Annotated in this window: 17 protein-coding genes; 11 read left to right on the plus strand and 6 right to left on the minus strand. The window is 70.5% G+C overall.

Going from position 1 to position 14,499, the window contains the following annotated elements; all coding sequences use genetic code 11:
- Positions 1-9: 9 nt before the first annotated feature.
- From ACFVV5_RS16250 to hemL, 9 genes are all read left to right on the plus strand, one after another.
- Entirely contained in the window at positions 10-369 is a 360-nt protein-coding gene (locus tag ACFVV5_RS16250; RefSeq protein WP_387246165.1) for a hypothetical protein, read from the plus strand.
- Positions 370-400: 31 nt separating this feature from the next.
- Positions 401-826, plus strand: a complete 426-nt coding sequence (locus ACFVV5_RS16255; protein ID WP_387246167.1) for a phage holin family protein — start codon at positions 401-403, stop codon at positions 824-826.
- Positions 816-1,040: a DUF3618 domain-containing protein gene (locus ACFVV5_RS16260; RefSeq protein WP_387246169.1), complete on the plus strand. Its 225-nt coding sequence runs from the start codon at positions 816-818 to the stop codon at positions 1,038-1,040. Before ACFVV5_RS16255 ends, ACFVV5_RS16260 begins: the two co-directional genes overlap by 11 nt.
- 55 nt (positions 1,041-1,095) lie before the next feature.
- On the plus strand, positions 1,096-1,818 hold the full coding sequence (gene hemQ, locus ACFVV5_RS16265) for a hydrogen peroxide-dependent heme synthase (protein WP_387246171.1): 723 nt from the start codon (positions 1,096-1,098) through the stop codon (positions 1,816-1,818).
- Entirely contained in the window at positions 1,815-3,026 is a 1,212-nt protein-coding gene (locus tag ACFVV5_RS16270; RefSeq protein WP_387246173.1) for a ferrochelatase, read from the plus strand. The genes hemQ and ACFVV5_RS16270 overlap by 4 nt, the downstream gene beginning before the upstream one ends.
- Positions 3,023-4,024 carry a hydroxymethylbilane synthase gene (gene hemC / locus ACFVV5_RS16275; RefSeq protein WP_387246175.1) on the plus strand — a complete coding sequence of 334 codons (1,002 nt, stop codon included), beginning with the start codon at positions 3,023-3,025 and terminating at the stop codon, positions 4,022-4,024. The genes ACFVV5_RS16270 and hemC overlap by 4 nt, the downstream gene beginning before the upstream one ends.
- On the plus strand, positions 4,021-4,884 hold the full coding sequence (locus tag ACFVV5_RS16280; protein ID WP_387246177.1) for a uroporphyrinogen-III synthase: 864 nt from the start codon (positions 4,021-4,023) through the stop codon (positions 4,882-4,884). Before hemC ends, ACFVV5_RS16280 begins: the two co-directional genes overlap by 4 nt.
- A gap of 267 nt (positions 4,885-5,151) precedes the next feature.
- Complete coding sequence (hemB, locus tag ACFVV5_RS16285; RefSeq protein WP_387246258.1) at positions 5,152-6,126, plus strand: porphobilinogen synthase; 975 nt, start codon at positions 5,152-5,154, stop codon at positions 6,124-6,126.
- Positions 6,123-7,466 (plus strand): glutamate-1-semialdehyde 2,1-aminomutase, encoded by a 1,344-nt coding sequence (gene hemL / locus ACFVV5_RS16290; RefSeq protein WP_387246179.1) that lies wholly within the window; start codon positions 6,123-6,125, stop codon positions 7,464-7,466. The genes hemB and hemL overlap by 4 nt, the downstream gene beginning before the upstream one ends.
- Positions 7,467-7,514: 48 nt before the next feature.
- Here hemL and ACFVV5_RS16295 read toward each other — a convergent pair whose 3' ends face one another.
- The 5 genes from ACFVV5_RS16295 to ACFVV5_RS16315 all read right to left on the minus strand — a co-directional run bounded on the left by ACFVV5_RS16295 (position 7,515) and on the right by ACFVV5_RS16315 (position 12,237).
- Positions 7,515-7,751 carry a hypothetical protein gene (locus ACFVV5_RS16295; protein ID WP_387246181.1) on the minus strand — a complete coding sequence of 79 codons (237 nt, stop codon included), beginning with the start codon at positions 7,749-7,751 and terminating at the stop codon, positions 7,515-7,517.
- Positions 7,752-7,802: 51 nt separating this feature from the next.
- A complete protein-coding gene (locus tag ACFVV5_RS16300) occupies positions 7,803-9,044 on the minus strand; it encodes a sugar ABC transporter permease (protein WP_387246183.1) in 1,242 nt (413 codons plus the stop codon).
- A complete protein-coding gene (locus tag ACFVV5_RS16305) occupies positions 9,041-9,853 on the minus strand; it encodes an ATP-binding cassette domain-containing protein (RefSeq protein WP_387246260.1) in 813 nt (270 codons plus the stop codon). Before ACFVV5_RS16305 ends, ACFVV5_RS16300 begins: the two co-directional genes overlap by 4 nt.
- Before the next feature lie 13 nt (positions 9,854-9,866).
- Positions 9,867-10,973: a sugar ABC transporter substrate-binding protein gene (locus tag ACFVV5_RS16310; protein WP_387246185.1), complete on the minus strand. Its 1,107-nt coding sequence runs from the start codon at positions 10,971-10,973 to the stop codon at positions 9,867-9,869.
- Between the two features lie 82 nt (positions 10,974-11,055).
- Positions 11,056-12,237 carry an ROK family transcriptional regulator gene (locus ACFVV5_RS16315; protein WP_387246187.1) on the minus strand — a complete coding sequence of 394 codons (1,182 nt, stop codon included), beginning with the start codon at positions 12,235-12,237 and terminating at the stop codon, positions 11,056-11,058.
- A 119-nt stretch (positions 12,238-12,356) separates the two neighbouring features.
- On the opposite strand from ACFVV5_RS16315, the gene ACFVV5_RS16320 reads away from it, so the two are divergent.
- The gene (locus tag ACFVV5_RS16320) at positions 12,357-12,743 is read left to right on the plus strand and encodes a hypothetical protein (RefSeq protein ID WP_387246189.1); all 387 of its coding nucleotides are present in this window, start codon (positions 12,357-12,359) and stop codon (positions 12,741-12,743) included.
- 13 nt (positions 12,744-12,756) lie between these two features.
- Here the strand turns inward: ACFVV5_RS16320 and ACFVV5_RS16325 are convergent, their stop codons facing one another.
- Positions 12,757-13,137: a DUF1304 domain-containing protein gene (locus ACFVV5_RS16325; RefSeq protein ID WP_387246191.1), complete on the minus strand. Its 381-nt coding sequence runs from the start codon at positions 13,135-13,137 to the stop codon at positions 12,757-12,759.
- Positions 13,138-13,175: 38 nt separating this feature from the next.
- On the opposite strand from ACFVV5_RS16325, the gene ACFVV5_RS16330 reads away from it, so the two are divergent.
- Positions 13,176-14,441, plus strand: a complete 1,266-nt coding sequence (locus tag ACFVV5_RS16330; protein ID WP_387246192.1) for an FAD-dependent oxidoreductase — start codon at positions 13,176-13,178, stop codon at positions 14,439-14,441.
- Positions 14,442-14,499: the final 58 nt, after the last annotated feature.

The raw sequence follows: 14,499 nt of genomic DNA on the forward strand, positions 1-14,499 counted from the left end.
GGGCCAGCAATGCGCGGAAAGCTTCTCTTTGTCGCCGGAGCCGCGGTGGGCTACGTGCTCGGCGCACGCGCCGGGCGCAAGCGATACGAACAGATCAAGTCGGCGTTCGACAAGGTGTGGCAGTCCCCGGGCATCCAGAAGCAGGTGAACGCCGCCGAAGACTTCGTCGCCGCCAAGGTGGGCGAGGTCCCGGGCGCCGTGTTCGACACCGCCAAGAAGCTGGCCGCTCAGGCCGCCGCTCGCCGCAAGGAGGCCGGCGCACCCGTGCCGTCGCCCGCCGCCAAGGCCGCTGTCGACAACGCTGCCGATGCCGCCTCCGGCTCCCCTTCCGGCGCCGCCCCCGGCGCCGGCTCCGACCGGAGCGCTTGAGCCGGAACACTCGAGGAGTACGGTGACGCGTATGACCGACAACCACCTGCCACCCGAGGGCGGGGCCCGATCGAGATCCCTCGGCGCGCTGATCTCCGATCTGCCGCGGCTGCTGGTCGCTCTGCTCAAGGCCGAGCTCGACCACCTGAAGGCCGAGTTCGCCGAGAAGGCGAAACATGCCGGGGTCGGAATAGGCCTGTTCGTCGTCGCCGCGGGGCTGGGCTTCTTCGCGCTGGGATCGCTGGTCGCCGCGGCCATCCTCGGAATCGCCGTCGCCCTGCCCGCCTGGCTCGCCGCCCTGATCGTGGTGGTCGGCCTGCTCGTGATCGCCGCAGTGCTCGCGCTCTTCGGCGTCTCGTCGCTCAAGAAGATGGACGGCGTCGCGCCGCAGAAGACCATCGCGAGCATCAAAGACGACGCCGACGCGCTGAAGGGGTTGGGCCGCTATGACAACTGAGCCGACCGGGACCGCCGACCTCGGGCGGCTGAGGGCCGAACTCGCCGAGACCATCGACGCCATCGAATACAAGCTGAACGTCCCCAAGCGCGTGACGGAGCGCGTTCAGCGCCTGCGTCACGACAACCCCCTCGCGCTGGTGGGCATCGCCGTGGGTGTCGCCGCCGCCATCGGGGGCGTCGTGTGGATGGCCGTCCGCGCGGGCTCGAAGTGAGCCGCCGGCCTCCGCGTTTTTGGCTCTCACAGGTTTGAGAGAGAGACTGTGGGGTATGAGCAACCCGGCTGCCGCACCGGCAGATTCGACCATCCCCCAAGACAATCCGAGCGGTTACACCCTGTGGGCCGTTCTGCGCCGTGATCCGGCGCGACCCGATGACCTCGACGGCACCGACGTGCCGCGAGCAGTGCGTGAACTGGAAGGCGTCATCGCCGACCTCGAGCTGCAGGAGGTCACCACGCGTGGCCTCTACGACGTCTCCGGCCTGCGCGCCGACGCCGACGTGATGATCTGGCTGCACGGCCCCGAAGCGCAGACCCTCCAGTGGGGTCTGCGCCAGCTGCGCCGCACGCAGCTCCTCAAAGCACTGCTGCCCACCTGGAACGCCATGGGCGTGCACCGCGACGCCGAGTTCAACAAGTCTCACGTGCCCGGCTTCCTGCGCGGCGTGGAGCCGCGGGACTGGCTCACGGTCTACCCGTTCGTGCGCAGCTACGAGTGGTATCTGCTCCCCGACGAGGAGCGGGGCCGGATGCTCGCCGAGCACGGTCGCAAGGGCGCAGCGTTCCGCAACGTGCTGGCCAACACCGTCGCATCCTTCGCCCTCGGCGACTACGAGTGGATCCTTCCCCTCGAGTCCGACGAGCTCACCGACCTCGTCGACCTGATGCGCGACCTGCGCCAGACGGATGCCCGCCGCCACGTGCGCGAAGAGGTTCCGTTCTTCACCGGCCGCCGCATCGCACCGGCCGAGCTGGTGGAGGTGCTGCAGTGACGGGAACCGCCACCACCGGCACGACGACCGTCGGCGCGGCGGCCGCCGGGCGCGTGCTGGATGCGACGCCGGCGGCAGCCGACGGCCCCGAGTACGTCACCGAGCCGGTCGCCTACGACGCGATACTGCTCGCCGGCTTCGGCGGTCCCGAGGGGCAGGACGACGTCATCCCGTTCTTGCGCAATGTGACCCGCGGCCGCGGCATCCCGGAGGAGCGCCTGGAGGAGGTGGCGCACCACTACCGCCACTTCGGCGGCGTCTCGCCGATCAACGACCAGAACCGCGAGCTGAAGGCCGCGTTGCAAGCCGAGCTGGCATCCCGGGGTATCGACCTGCCCGTGCTGTGGGGGAACCGCAACTGGGACCCGTACCTGAAAGACGCGCTCAACGAGGCGAACGAGCGGGGCTTCACGAAGGTCATCGCGATCGCCACGAGCGCGTACTCGTCGTACTCCAGCTGCCGCCAGTACCGCGAGGACTTCGCGATCGCGCTGGAGGAGACCGGGCTGGAGGGCACCATCCAGATCGACAAGGTGCGCCAGTTCTTCGATCACCCGGGCTTCGTCGAGCCGTTCATCGAGGGCGTGCGCGACGCGCTGGCCGAAGTTCAGCGAAAGGTGCCCGGCATCGACCCGGCCACCGAGATCGAGATCCTGTTCTCCACCCATTCGATCCCGTCCAGCGACGCGGCGAAGTCCGGTCCGGCCGAGCGCGGCTTCGGCGAAGGCGGCGCTTACGCCGCCCAGCACCTGGCCGTCGCCGAGGTCGTGGCCCAGGCTGCGACCGACGGCGTCGTGACGTGGCAGCTCGTCTACCAGTCGCGCAGCGGCCCGCCGTCGATGCCCTGGCTGGAGCCCGACATCAACGACGCCATCGCAGAACTTCCTGCGAAGGGCGTCCGCGCGGTCATCATCGTGCCGCTCGGCTTCGTCAGCGACCACATGGAGGTCCTGTGGGACCTCGACAACGAGGCGATGGAGACCAGCGAGCAGAACGGCCTCGTCGCCGTGCGCGTCCCCACCCCCGGCACCCACCACGCCTACGTGAAGGGTCTGGTCGACCTCGTGCTCGAGCGCCGCGACGGCGTGCCCGTCGACCAGCGCCCGGCCATGACGGGGCTCGGCCCCTGGTACGACGTCTGCCGCCCGGGATGCTGCGAGAACGTCCGGCTGGGCTTCAAGCCGGCCGTTGCGGGGCTGGCGCCGTGAGCGCTTCGGTGAGTCGAGCATCCGGGCCGTCCGAGCGCCGGAACGGCGTGCTGCGTGTCGGCACCCGTGGCAGCGCCCTCGCTGTCGCCCAGACCACTGCGGTGTCCGAGGCGATCGCGAAGGCGACCGGCCTCGACGTGGAGCTCGTCACGGTGACGACCCACGGCGACACCTCGCGCGACTCACTGGCCGACCTCGGGGGCACGGGCGTCTTCGCCACGGCACTCCGGGATGCTCTTCTCGCCGACGAGTGCGACCTCATCGTCCACTCGCTGAAAGACCTGCCCACCGGCGACTATCCGGGGCTCGTGATCGGCGCCGTGCCCAAGCGCGCGGACGCCAGGGACACACTGTGCGCCCGCGACGGCCTCACCCTGGAGACGCTGCCCGAGGGGGCCCGCGTCGGAACGGGCTCGCCGCGCCGGGTCGCGCAGCTGAAGGCCAAGCGTCCCGACCTCGAGGTGGTGGACATCCGGGGCAACGTCGACACCCGGCTGGGGCGTGTGGCGGAGGGCGACCTCGACGCCGTCGTGCTCGCGGCCGCGGGTCTCGGCCGGCTCGGGCGTTCCGACTCCGTCACCGAGAGCTTCCCGCTCTCCGAGGTGCCGACCGCGCCCGGTCAGGGAGCGCTCGCCATCGAGGTGCGCGCCGGCGACGAGACACGGCACGGCCCGATCGCGAAGGCCCTCTCCGCCGTCGACCACGCCACCACCCGCGCCTGCGTCACCGCCGAGCGCACCGTCCTCGCCGGACTCGAAGCCGGATGCGCCGCACCGATCGGCGCCACCGCGATCATCGACGACGGGCTGCTGTTCCTCACCGCGACCGTGTACCGGCCCGACGGAACCGAACAGCTCACTGCATCCCACGCCGCGACACCCGACTCGCTGAGCCGCAACGATCTCGCTGCAGCCGCCCGCGACGTCGGGGACCGCGTCGTGGCCGAACTGCTCGGCGCCGGGGCCGCCGGCCTGGCACCGCTCGGGAGCGCGCGATGACCACGTCCACGACATCCACCGGAAAGCCGCTCACCGGCTGGCGCGTCCTCGTGCCGCGCGGCGGGCCCTGGGGCGATTCGGTGGCGGCCGACCTGCGGGCCAAGGGCGCGTCCCCGGTGGTCGCCGCGATGATCAACTTCGCCCCCACGGCCGACGCGTCCGCGCTCGAGGCGGCTCTCGCCCGTCTGGCGGCCGGCGAGTTCGACTGGATGACCGTGACGAGCGCCACCACGGTCGACGTGCTGAGCGCGCAGCGCGCCGTCGTGCCGCCGACCACCCGGGTGGCCGCCGTCGGCGAGACGACCGCGGCAGCCCTGGCCGCCGCCGGCTACAAGGTCGACCTCGTGCCCTCGGAGGACAACTCCGCCCGCGGCCTGCTGGCCGAGTGGGAGGCCGCGACCTCCGGCGTCGTGCCGCTGCGCGTCCTCACGCTGCGCTCGGAGATCGCCAAGCCCCTTCTCACGGAGGGCCTCAAGCGCGTCGGCCACCACGTGGAGTCGGTCGTGGCCTACCGGACCATCGGCGTCCCCGTTCCCGAGAATGTGGTCCGGGATGTCGCCGACGGGCTCGTGCAGGCCATCCTCGTCACCAGCGGCTCGGTCGCCGAGCAGGTGCAGAGCCAGCTCGGGCCCATCCCGGAGACCACGCTGGTCGCGGCCATCGGCCCGCAGACCGCTCGCGACGCCCGGGCGTTCGGCCTGCGCGTCGACGCCGTCGCCGCCGAGCGCACCGCAGCCTCCCTCATCGAGGCCGTCGTCCACGCCGCGTCTGCGGGTGCGTCCGGGTCCGCGTCTGCGGCTGCGTCTGCTCCTTCGTCGGGCTCCGACTCCGCCTCGGACTCCGCCGACGCCCGCTCCTAGAGCGCTCGGGCAGGCTCCCGCAGATTCCTGGTTCTCCACAGGTGCGCGCCTCCCGGGCGCCGTGAGTTGTTCCAAAGTGTCGTTATCAGTGCCGAATCGGCCCCTATAGCGACAATTTGGAACGACTCAGCGGGATCGCGCCACGGCGGAGGCGATGCCAGGCAACGCGAGCGGCGAGACGGCCAGCGGGGCGGCGGCGAGCAGGCGAGCTGGGAGGCCGCGCAGGGACCCCGCCCGGCACGCGCGTAGGCTTGACCGGTGAGCGAAGTGACGCACCCCGTTGTCAGACCACGGCGCCTGCGGCAGTCCCCGGCATTGCGCCGGCTGACCGCCGAGACCCGCCTCCACCCCGCAGAGCTGATCCTGCCGATGTTCGTGCGTGAGGGCACGCCCGAAGCGCTGCCGATCGGCTCGATGCCGGGCGTCGTCCAGCACAGCATCGACTCCCTCAAGCGCGCCGTCGCCGAGGCGGCCGAGGCCGGCGTCGGCGGCGTGATGCTCTTCGGCGTTCCCGAGACCCGGGATGCCGTGGGCTCCGCAGCCACCGACCCTGACGGCATCCTGAACGTCGCGACGCGCGCCGTCGCCGCCGAGGTGGGAGACGCGATCGTGCTCCAGACCGACCTCTGCCTCGACGAGTTCACCGATCACGGGCACTGCGGTGTCCTGGATGCGCGCGGTCACGTCGACAACGACGCCACCCTCATCCGGTACCGCGATATGGCGATCGCCCAGGCGGAGGCCGGCTCGCAGCTGCTCGGCCTCAGCGGCATGATGGACGGCCAGGTCGCCGCCGTGCGCGACGCCCTCGACGAGGCCGGCCACATCGACACCGTCCTCCTCGCCTACTCCGCGAAGTACGCCTCGGCCTTCTACGGCCCCTTCCGCGAGGCCGTCGACTCGCAGCTCAGCGGCGACCGCCGCGCCTACCAGCAGGATCCGGCCAACCGCCGCGAGGGCCTGCGCGAGGCGCGACTCGACCTGGAGGAGGGCGCCGACATCCTCATGGTCAAGCCCGCTCTCAGCTACCTCGACGTGCTCTCCGACGTCGCCGCGATCAGCGACGTGCCGGTGTGGGCGTACCAGGTCTCCGGCGAGTACGCGATGGTCGAGGCCGCCGCCGCGAACGGCTGGATCGATCGCCGCCGGATCATCGAGGAGACCCTCGTCGGAGCCCGCCGCGCCGGAGCCGACGCCGTGATGACCTACTGGGCGACGGAGGTGGCGAGGTGGCTGCGATGAGCGACGAGCAGGCTCTGGCCGACGGCGCCGCCCTCTCCGACGTCAATCTCGCGCAGTTCGAGCGCGCTCTGCGCGTCATCCCCGGCGGCGTCAATTCGCCGGTGCGCGCGTTCCGGTCGGTCGGCGGCACCCCGCGGTTCATGGTCTCGGCCAGTGGTCCGTACATCACGGATGCGCAGGGCCGTGAATACGTCGACCTCGTCGCCTCGTGGGGTCCCGCGATCCTGGGCCACGCGCATCCGGCCGTGGTCGCCGCCGTGCAGGAGGCCGCAGCACGCGGCCTGTCGTTCGGTGCTTCGACGCCGGCGGAGACCGAGCTGGCCGAGGCCGTGCTCGCACGGGTGCCGTTCGTGGACAAGCTGCGCCTGGTCTCGACCGGCACCGAGGCGACGATGACGGCCATCCGGCTGGCGCGCGGCTTCACCGGCCGCCCGCTGCTGATCAAGTTCGCGGGCCACTACCACGGCCACTCCGACGGCCTCCTGGCCGAGGCAGGCTCCGGTCTCGCCACGCTCGCGCTGCCCGGGTCGGCCGGCGTCACCGAGGCGACGGCCGCGCAGACGCTCGTCCTGCCGTACAACGACCTCGGCGCTGTGCGCGCCGCCTTCGAGGCACACGGTCCCGACATCGCCGCCGTCATCACCGAGGCCGCCGCCGCCAACATGGGCGTGGTGGCGCCTGACGAGGGTTTCAACGCCGCGCTCACCGAGCTCGCGCACGAGTTCGGGGCGCTGCTCATCCTCGACGAGGTGCTCACCGGTTTCCGGGTGAGCGAGGCCGGCTTCTGGGGTCTCGACCGCAGCTACGTGCCCGACCTGGTCACGTTCGGCAAGGTCATCGGGGGCGGGATGCCCCTGGCGGCCCTCGGCGGACGAGCGGAGCTCATGGACTTCCTCGCGCCCACCGGCCCGGTCTACCAGGCGGGCACACTGTCCGGCAATCCGGTCGCGGTCGCCGCCGGGCTCACCACGCTGGCCCTCGCCGACGAGGCCGTGTACGACCGTCTCGACATCGTGGCCGACACGGTGTCCTCCGCGGTGTCGGACGCGCTGTCGGCATCCGGCGTCGCCCACCGCGTGCAGCGCGCCGGCAACCTGTTCAGCTTCGTCTTCGGCGACTTCGCGTCGGCCCCGCGCACCTACGCGGAGGTCCAACGGCAGGATGCGTTCCGGTACCGGCCGTTCTTCCACGCGATGCTCGACGCGGGGGTGTCCTTGCCGCCGAGCGTGTTCGAGGCCTGGTTCGTGACCGCGGCCCACGACGACGCCGCCGTCGATCGCATCCTCAGCGCGCTGCCCGGGGCAGCCGCCGCCGCCGCGTCGGCCGTGCCCGACGCCTGACCCCAGCTCGAATCCACCCCTCGACGAGAAGGCCGGAGGCCGTGCGGCTCAGATGTCGGCGTCCGCAGCCGAGCGCGAGACCGACTCCACGTAGGAGTACGTCGCCTCGTTGGGCCAGCCGTCGGCATCCACCAGCGCGTACACGTCGAACGTGAGCAGTCCGCCGCCGCCGGCCGCACGCCGCAGCGTTCGCGGCGGGGAGTCTGAGGGCGCACGCACGGTGACCGTCTGCGGCTGGGCGTCCCGCCGCAGCAGCCGGGCGTGGAAAGTGGTCGTGCGCGTCACTCGACCACTTTCCCACACTCGCAGCTCAGGCACCCACCGGATGCCCGGGCCCTACGCCTGACCGTGGGACGCGCGCGAACGACGTGACAGCGAGTCAATGATGACCGCGAGCAGCGTGACCACACCGGTGATCATGTAGCGGTACGAGCTGTCGAGGTTGAGCAGGATGAGCCCGTTCGAGATCGACTGGATCACCAGGATGCCGACCAGCGCCGACCACGCCCGTCCGCGTCCCCCGAACAGGCTGGTGCCGCCGATGACCGCCGCCGCGATGGCGTTCAGGCTCGTGTCGGTGCCACCGCTCGACAGCGAGACGGACGCGAGCCGCCCGGCCGCGAGGACCCCGCCGAGGGCTGCGAAACTCGAGCAGAGCACGAATACGCTGATGTAGACGCGGTCCACCCGGATGCCCGCCCGCCGCGCAGCCTCGACGGAGCCGCCGACCGCGTAGACCGACCGGCCCCACCGTGTGCGTCGCAGCAGGAAGTTCATGAGGGCCACCAGCAGCACGAAGAGCAGGAACATCGCACCGACGCCGCGGTCCTGCGCGAGATACCAGACCACTACGCAGAGGGCCACGAGGAGCACGCCGGCCTTCACCGCCATCAGGGTCAGCGACCCCTCGGTCAGCCCGGCGCGACGCCGCCGTACGGTCGTTCGCCAGTCGGAGAGGAACATCCCGAGCGCCGCCAGCCCGGCGAACGTGTACGCCAGCCACGGCGGCAGGAACAGCTGCTGCGTGAAGAACACCAGCGGCGAGTCGAACGGGATGTTGATCGTGCTGTTCCTCCCGAGCACCCACAGCTGGAGGCCGAGCACCGAGAGCAGCGCGGCGAGCGTGATCAGGAAGCTGGGCACCCCGAAGCGGGTGAAGAGCAACCCGTAGATCAGCCCCAGGACGCTTCCGGCGAGGATCGCCGCGACGATCGAGACCGCAAGCGGCCAGCCGAGGTTGACGAACGTGACCCCGACGATCACGCCGGACAGCCCGCTCACCGAGCCCACCGAGAGGTCGATCTGGCCGATGAGCAGCACCAGCACGATGCCGATCGCGATCGTTCCGACGGCCGCGCACTGCACGGCCAGGTTGACCAGGTTCTGCGGGGAGAGGAACGTCGGGTTGAGCAGCTGGAAGACGGCCCAGATGAGCACGAGGCCGATGACGACGGGCAGTGACCCGAGGTCGCCGCCGCGCACGCGGTGGCCGAAGCCGGCGATCGCGTCGCGCATGCTCTCGCCGCGGGGGAGCCGGTCGGTCTGCGGCGGCGTGGGAGCCGGTCTCGTGCGGGTCATGCGCTGTCTCCCCGGTCGCCGAGGCGTTCCGCGCGACGGCTGACCACGTTGTCGGTGGCGCCCGTGATGGCCGAGATGATCTCTTCGTAGCTCACGTCGGGTATCCGGAAGTCTCCGTTGTTGCGGCCGAGGCGCAGCACGGTCACCCGGTCGGCGACGGCTTGCACGTCGGCCATGTTGTGGCTGATCAGGATGACCCCCAGTCCTTGCTCGCGCAGCCGCTCGATGAGGTTCAGGACCTCCGCGCTCTGTGCGACGCCGAGGGCGGCCGTCGGCTCGTCGAGGATCACGATGCTGGGCTCGCCCACGAGCGAGCGGGCGATCGCGACCGTCTGGCGCTGACCGCCGGACAGGGTGGCGACCGCCACCCGCACCGACGGGATGCGCGCCGAGAGCTGGCGGAGCAGACTCCACGCCCGGCTCTCCATCTCCTCTTCGTCGAGCGTCCCGTGCGACACCTCGCGTCCCAGGAAGAGGTTGGCGACGACGTCGAGGTTGTCGCAGAGCGCCAGGTCCTGGAAGACCGTCGCGATGCCGAGTTCGCGCGACGCCGCCGGGCTCGGGATGACGACCGGGTCGCCGTCGAAGAGGATCGTCCCGGCGTCCTGGGTGTGCACACCGGCCAGGATCTTGATCAGCGTCGACTTCCCGGCGCCGTTGTCGCCGACGATCGCCACCACTTCGCCCGGGTACACCTCGAAGTCGACATCGGTCAGCGCCTGGACGGCTCCGAACCATTTCGAGATGCCGAGCATCGCGAGCACGGGCTGTCGCGGGTTCGCGGCTTCCGCGAAGCCTGAGTTCTCCATCGTCACGGTGTTCCTATCCGATTCCGTGCTGGGCACAGGCGGCTTTGTAGTCACCGGCGCAGATCTTCGCTGTCGTGTCCGGTCCGTAGAACTTGTCCTTCACGACGGAACCTTCCACATCGGCGGCGGTGACGGGGGTCACGTTGAGCAGGAACGACGCGATCTTCGCCCCGCCCACCGAGACGGTGGTGTCGGCGCGCGGGTGTTCCGAGCGCGTGAGGGCGACGGCGAGCTGCGCCGCCTTCTCCGCCTCCGGCTGGATCGCCTTGTACACGGTCATGTACTGGTCGCCCGCGAGGATGCGCTGCACGGCGGCGAGCTCGGCATCCTGACCGATCACCGGCCGCAGCGGGGTGACGTCCGCGGCTTTCAGCGACGCGATGGCGGCTCCGGCGAGCACATCGTTCGCCGCGTAGATGCCGTCGATGCGGTCGCCGTATTGCGTGATCTGCCCGGTGACCCAGTCCTGCGCCTTGGCGGGGTCCCAGGCCGGTGTGTCGTATTCGGCGAGCAGCGTGTAACCGCTGGCGTCGATCACCGAGTGCGCGCCCTTCTTGAACAGGGCCGCATTGTTATCGGTGGGCGATCCGTTGAGCATCAGGATGCCGTGGTCGCCCCGGCCGGCGCCGCTCGCCTTCAGCTTGTCGACCAGTGCCTGCGCCTGCAGCCGGCCGACCTTCTCGTTGTCGAACGAGATGTAGTAGTCCAGGTGCTTGCTGTGGACGAGCCGGTCGTACGAGATCACCGGGATGCCGTCGGACTTCGCCTCGACGGCGATCGAGGCCGCTGCCTGCGAGTCGAACGGGTCCAGGACGAGAACGCTGACGCCTTGCGCCAGCATCGATTCGGCCTGCTGCTGCTGCTTGCTGGCGTCGCCGTCCGCGTTGGCGTAGAGCAGCTTGCAGCCGGGGCACAGTGCTTTCAGCTCGGCTTCGAAGTACGGCTTGTCGGCGTTCTCGTAGCGCGCGGTGACGGAGTCGGGCAAGAGGAGCCCGATCTTGGCGGTCTGCGGGTCGTGACTGGGCCGCACGCCGGGGGTCACAGCGTTGGTGCAGGCCGACAGCGCGCCGACGACGAGGAGTGCCGTCGCGGCGGCGAGGAGGGACTTCGCGAGCGTCATCGGGGCCTCCGTTCGGGTCGTGGCGTGGTTGGTTGCAGGGGTCGTGGCATGGTTCGGGTGGGATGAAGGGTCATGGTGCGCATCAGTAGGAGGGGGGCTCTCCTCCGACGCCGGCACGGTCGACGGCGTAGACGACCGCGCCCAGTGTCGCCGCTCGGGTGCCGAGCGCGCCTTCGACGATTTCGGGCCCGATGTCGCCGCCCCCGATGATGGAGCGCTCGACCGCGTGGCGCAGCGGCCCGAGCAGGAGCTCGCCGGCTCGGGCCAGCTCGCCGTCGACCACCACCATCTCGGGGTCGAACAGGTTGCAGAGGTTCGCGGTCGCCTCGCCGATGTGCCGACCCGCGTCGCCGATGGCCCGGATGCACCGCGCATCCCCTGCCATCGCCTGCGTGACGACGTCGCCGAGCTTGAGACTGCCGAGGTGGTCGCGCAACTCGTCGAGGATGGCGGGCCCGCCCGCGATCGCTTCCAGGCACCCGCGGTTCCCGCACCGGCAGAGCGGTCCGTTCTCGCGGATGACCGTGTGACCGAACTCTCCGGCGATGCCGTGCGAGCCGCGGTACAGCTGTCCGTTGAGGACCAGCCCGGCTCCGATCGTGTCGGCGATGTCGAGGGTGACCGTGTTGCGCTTCGACCGGGCGACACCGAGCCGCGTCTCGGCCAGCGCCGTCAGATTGGCGGAGTTGTCGACCCAGACCGGGCGCTTGACCCGGCGTTCCAGCGACTCGGCGATCGGCACCCCGTCCCAGCCCCGCATCATCCCGAGCCGTGCGACCGTGTGCGTGGCCTGGTCGATCGGCGCGGGGACGGCGACTCCGACCGCGAGCACTTCGTCGCGCCCGGCGTCGACGGAGTCGAGCATGTCGGTGAGCAGCAGCGAGATCTTGTCGAGCTCGTTGTCGGCTCGATGGTCTTTGGCGAGCGGCATGTGGTGCTCGGCCACGACGGTGTGCGCGACATCGGCGAGGGCGATGCGCATGTGCCGGGTCGAGACGTGCACACCGACGACGAGTCCGAGGGCGTGGGCGAGTGTCACGTGCTGAGCACGGCGACCGCTCCGGATGCTCTGCGACGTGTTCACCACCCCGGAGCTCGACAGCTCCTTGACGATGTTCGACACGGTCGCGGGGGAGAGCCCGGTCGCGCCCGCGAGCTCGATCTGCGTCAGGCCGCCGTGGCGTTTGATGGCATTGACGATGCGTGCCCGGTTCGCTTCGCGCAGGGAGGTCTGCGATCCCGGAGTCCGACGCTGGGTTGCCACCAGATGAGCGTACAGTGCTGGAACCTCGGCTCATCGTGTGCGAATCCGCTGCGCAGACGGTTATGGCTTTGTGAGCATTCGACGCACACCAGGAGCAGTGGAGTTGGCAGGATAGGGGTATGGCCGATCTGCACGTTCACTCCGACCGACTTGAGATCCACCTCACAGCGGCCGAGAAGGTGCTCGCCTTCAAACGGGAGGACCTCGTGCTGCCGCGTGAGAGCATCCGGTCGGTGTCGATCACCGAAGACCCGTGGATCTGGATCCGCGGCATTCGCGCGCCCGGTGCGGCGGTGCCGCTGACGCTCGCGATCGGAACCTGGAAGTTCCACGGCGGCAAGGACTTCCTGCTCATCAAGGGCAAGCAGCGCGCCGCCGTGGTGATCGACCTCGAGGGCGAGGAGTACTCCCGGGTCATCATGTCGACGCCGCACGCGGCCAAACTCATCGAGACCCTGCGCGTCGACATCAACGACATCGCGGTCGACGGCGAGATCATCGACTGAACGGCCGGCCTGGTCAGCCGATCGCCAGCAGCACCAGCCCGACGATGGGCAGCACGCCCTGCAGCAGGGCGGCGCGCAGATACCGGCGGCCGGTCGTGAGCAGCACGAGGGCGGCGAGCACCATGCAGGTGGCGCAGAAGAACACCAGACCGAAGCCGACATCGCGCAGGGTCGTCCAGTAGAGCACCAGGCCCACCGCCGCGCCCCCGGCCAGGAACAGGTTGTAGAAGCCCTGGTTGTACGCCATCGGCCGCACGACGTCGGCGTCGCGCTGCGAGGCGACGCCGAACCGCCGCCACACGTTCGGCGACGACCACAGCACGCTCTCCATCGCGAAGAAGACGAGGTGAACGAGCACGGCGGCTGCGATCACGACCGATCCGATGATGGCCATGAGGGTGAGCATACGCTTAGCGTCGGAAGGGATTGCTCATGGAAACGTCCTGTGTGATCGCCGGAGGCGGTCCGGCCGGCATGATGCTCGGCCTCATCCTCGCCCGCGCCGGACTCGACGTGGTCGTGCTCGAGAAGCACGAGGACTTCTTCCGCGATTTCCGCGGCGACACGATCCACCCCTCGACCCTCACGCTGCTCGGCGAACTGGGGTTGCGCGAACGGTTCCTCGGACTGCCGCACACGAGCATCCGGACCCTCGACGCGGTGGTGAACGGAACCCGGCTGCATCCGATCGACTTCAGCCGTCTCGCGCCGCCCGACGACTTCCTCGTGCTCGCGCCGCAGTGGGACTTCCTGAACTTCCTCGCCGCGGAGGCCGCCGACTACCCGGGGTTCCACCTGCTGATGATGACCGAGGCCACGGGCGTGATCGAGGAGGGCGGTGGGATCCGCGGCGTCACGGCGCGCGGACCCGACGGCAAGTTCGACGTGCGCGCCGCGCTGACGGTGGCGGCGGACGGCCGTGACTCGGTCGTCCGGTCGGCCGCCGGTCTGCGCCCCCGCGCGTTCGGCGTCTCGATCGACGTGCTGTGGTTCCGGCTGCCGAAGCCCGAGCCGGTGCCGCCGAGCACGCTCGCCTACGTCGACCAGCACGGGATGATCGTGACGATCGACCGCGGCGACTACTACCAGTCCGGTCTGATCATCCCGAAGGGCGGGTTCGACGAGCTGAGGGCGAAGGGGCTCGACGCGTTCCACGAGGTGCTGGCCACGACGGCCCCGGTGCTCGCGCCGGTCGTGAAGAGCATCGGCAGCTGGGATGACGTGAAGCTGCTCAATGTCCAGATCAACCGACTGCAGCGCTGGTATCGCACCGGGCTGCTCGCCATCGGCGACGCGGCGCACGCCATGTCGCCAGCCTTCGGCGTCGGCGTGAACTACGCGATCCAGGATGCGGTGGCCGCGGCCAACGCGCTGGTCGCGCCCCTGCGCGCGGGCTCCGTGGACCTGCGGGTGCTCGACGCCATCCAGGAGCGGCGTCTCCCGCCGGTCGCACGCATGCAGTCGATCCAGCTGGCCGCGCACCGGCGCATCGCACGGCCGGGCGGTGCTGCGCTGCTGCCCGATCCGCTGCCGGAGCCGTTGCGGCTGGCGCTCGACGCGGCCATGCCGCTCGTGCAGCAGTTCACCGCGAAGATGATCGGCCGCGGCTTCCGGCCGGAGTCCGTCGCGCCCGAGCTGCGCGACCCCGCCCGTCCCGCCCCGCCCGCGCCGCCGCCCAGCACGCGAGTCCTGAGTTGATGGGTCGAAATCGCGGCTTTCGACCCATCAACTCAGGACTCGACCGTGGCGGCGGAGC

This window comes from Leifsonia sp. NPDC058248, from assembly GCF_042881905.1.
In the GTDB taxonomy this organism is placed as follows: domain Bacteria; phylum Actinomycetota; class Actinomycetes; order Actinomycetales; family Microbacteriaceae; genus Leifsonia.

What these genes read in the sequence shown, in the direction of transcription:
- ACFVV5_RS16310 (WP_387246185.1), bottom strand. Translation starts at nt 10,973, where the DNA reads ATGACGCTCGCGAAGTCCCTCCTCGCCGCCGCGACGGCACTCCTCGTC.
- hemL (WP_387246179.1), top strand. Translation starts at nt 6,123, where the DNA reads ATGAGCGACGAGCAGGCTCTGGCCGACGGCGCCGCCCTCTCCGACGTC.
- ACFVV5_RS16260 (WP_387246169.1), top strand. Translation starts at nt 816, where the DNA reads ATGACAACTGAGCCGACCGGGACCGCCGACCTCGGGCGGCTGAGGGCC.
- ACFVV5_RS16320 (WP_387246189.1), top strand. Translation starts at nt 12,357, where the DNA reads ATGGCCGATCTGCACGTTCACTCCGACCGACTTGAGATCCACCTCACA.
- hemQ (WP_387246171.1), top strand. Translation starts at nt 1,096, where the DNA reads ATGAGCAACCCGGCTGCCGCACCGGCAGATTCGACCATCCCCCAAGAC.
- ACFVV5_RS16330 (WP_387246192.1), top strand. Translation starts at nt 13,176, where the DNA reads ATGGAAACGTCCTGTGTGATCGCCGGAGGCGGTCCGGCCGGCATGATG.
- ACFVV5_RS16280 (WP_387246177.1), top strand. Translation starts at nt 4,021, where the DNA reads ATGACCACGTCCACGACATCCACCGGAAAGCCGCTCACCGGCTGGCGC.
- ACFVV5_RS16250 (WP_387246165.1), top strand. Translation starts at nt 10, where the DNA reads ATGCGCGGAAAGCTTCTCTTTGTCGCCGGAGCCGCGGTGGGCTACGTG.
- ACFVV5_RS16325 (WP_387246191.1), bottom strand. Translation starts at nt 13,137, where the DNA reads ATGGCCATCATCGGATCGGTCGTGATCGCAGCCGCCGTGCTCGTTCAC.
- ACFVV5_RS16300 (WP_387246183.1), bottom strand. Translation starts at nt 9,044, where the DNA reads ATGACCCGCACGAGACCGGCTCCCACGCCGCCGCAGACCGACCGGCTC.
- ACFVV5_RS16305 (WP_387246260.1), bottom strand. Translation starts at nt 9,853, where the DNA reads ATGGAGAACTCAGGCTTCGCGGAAGCCGCGAACCCGCGACAGCCCGTG.
- ACFVV5_RS16255 (WP_387246167.1), top strand. Translation starts at nt 401, where the DNA reads ATGACCGACAACCACCTGCCACCCGAGGGCGGGGCCCGATCGAGATCC.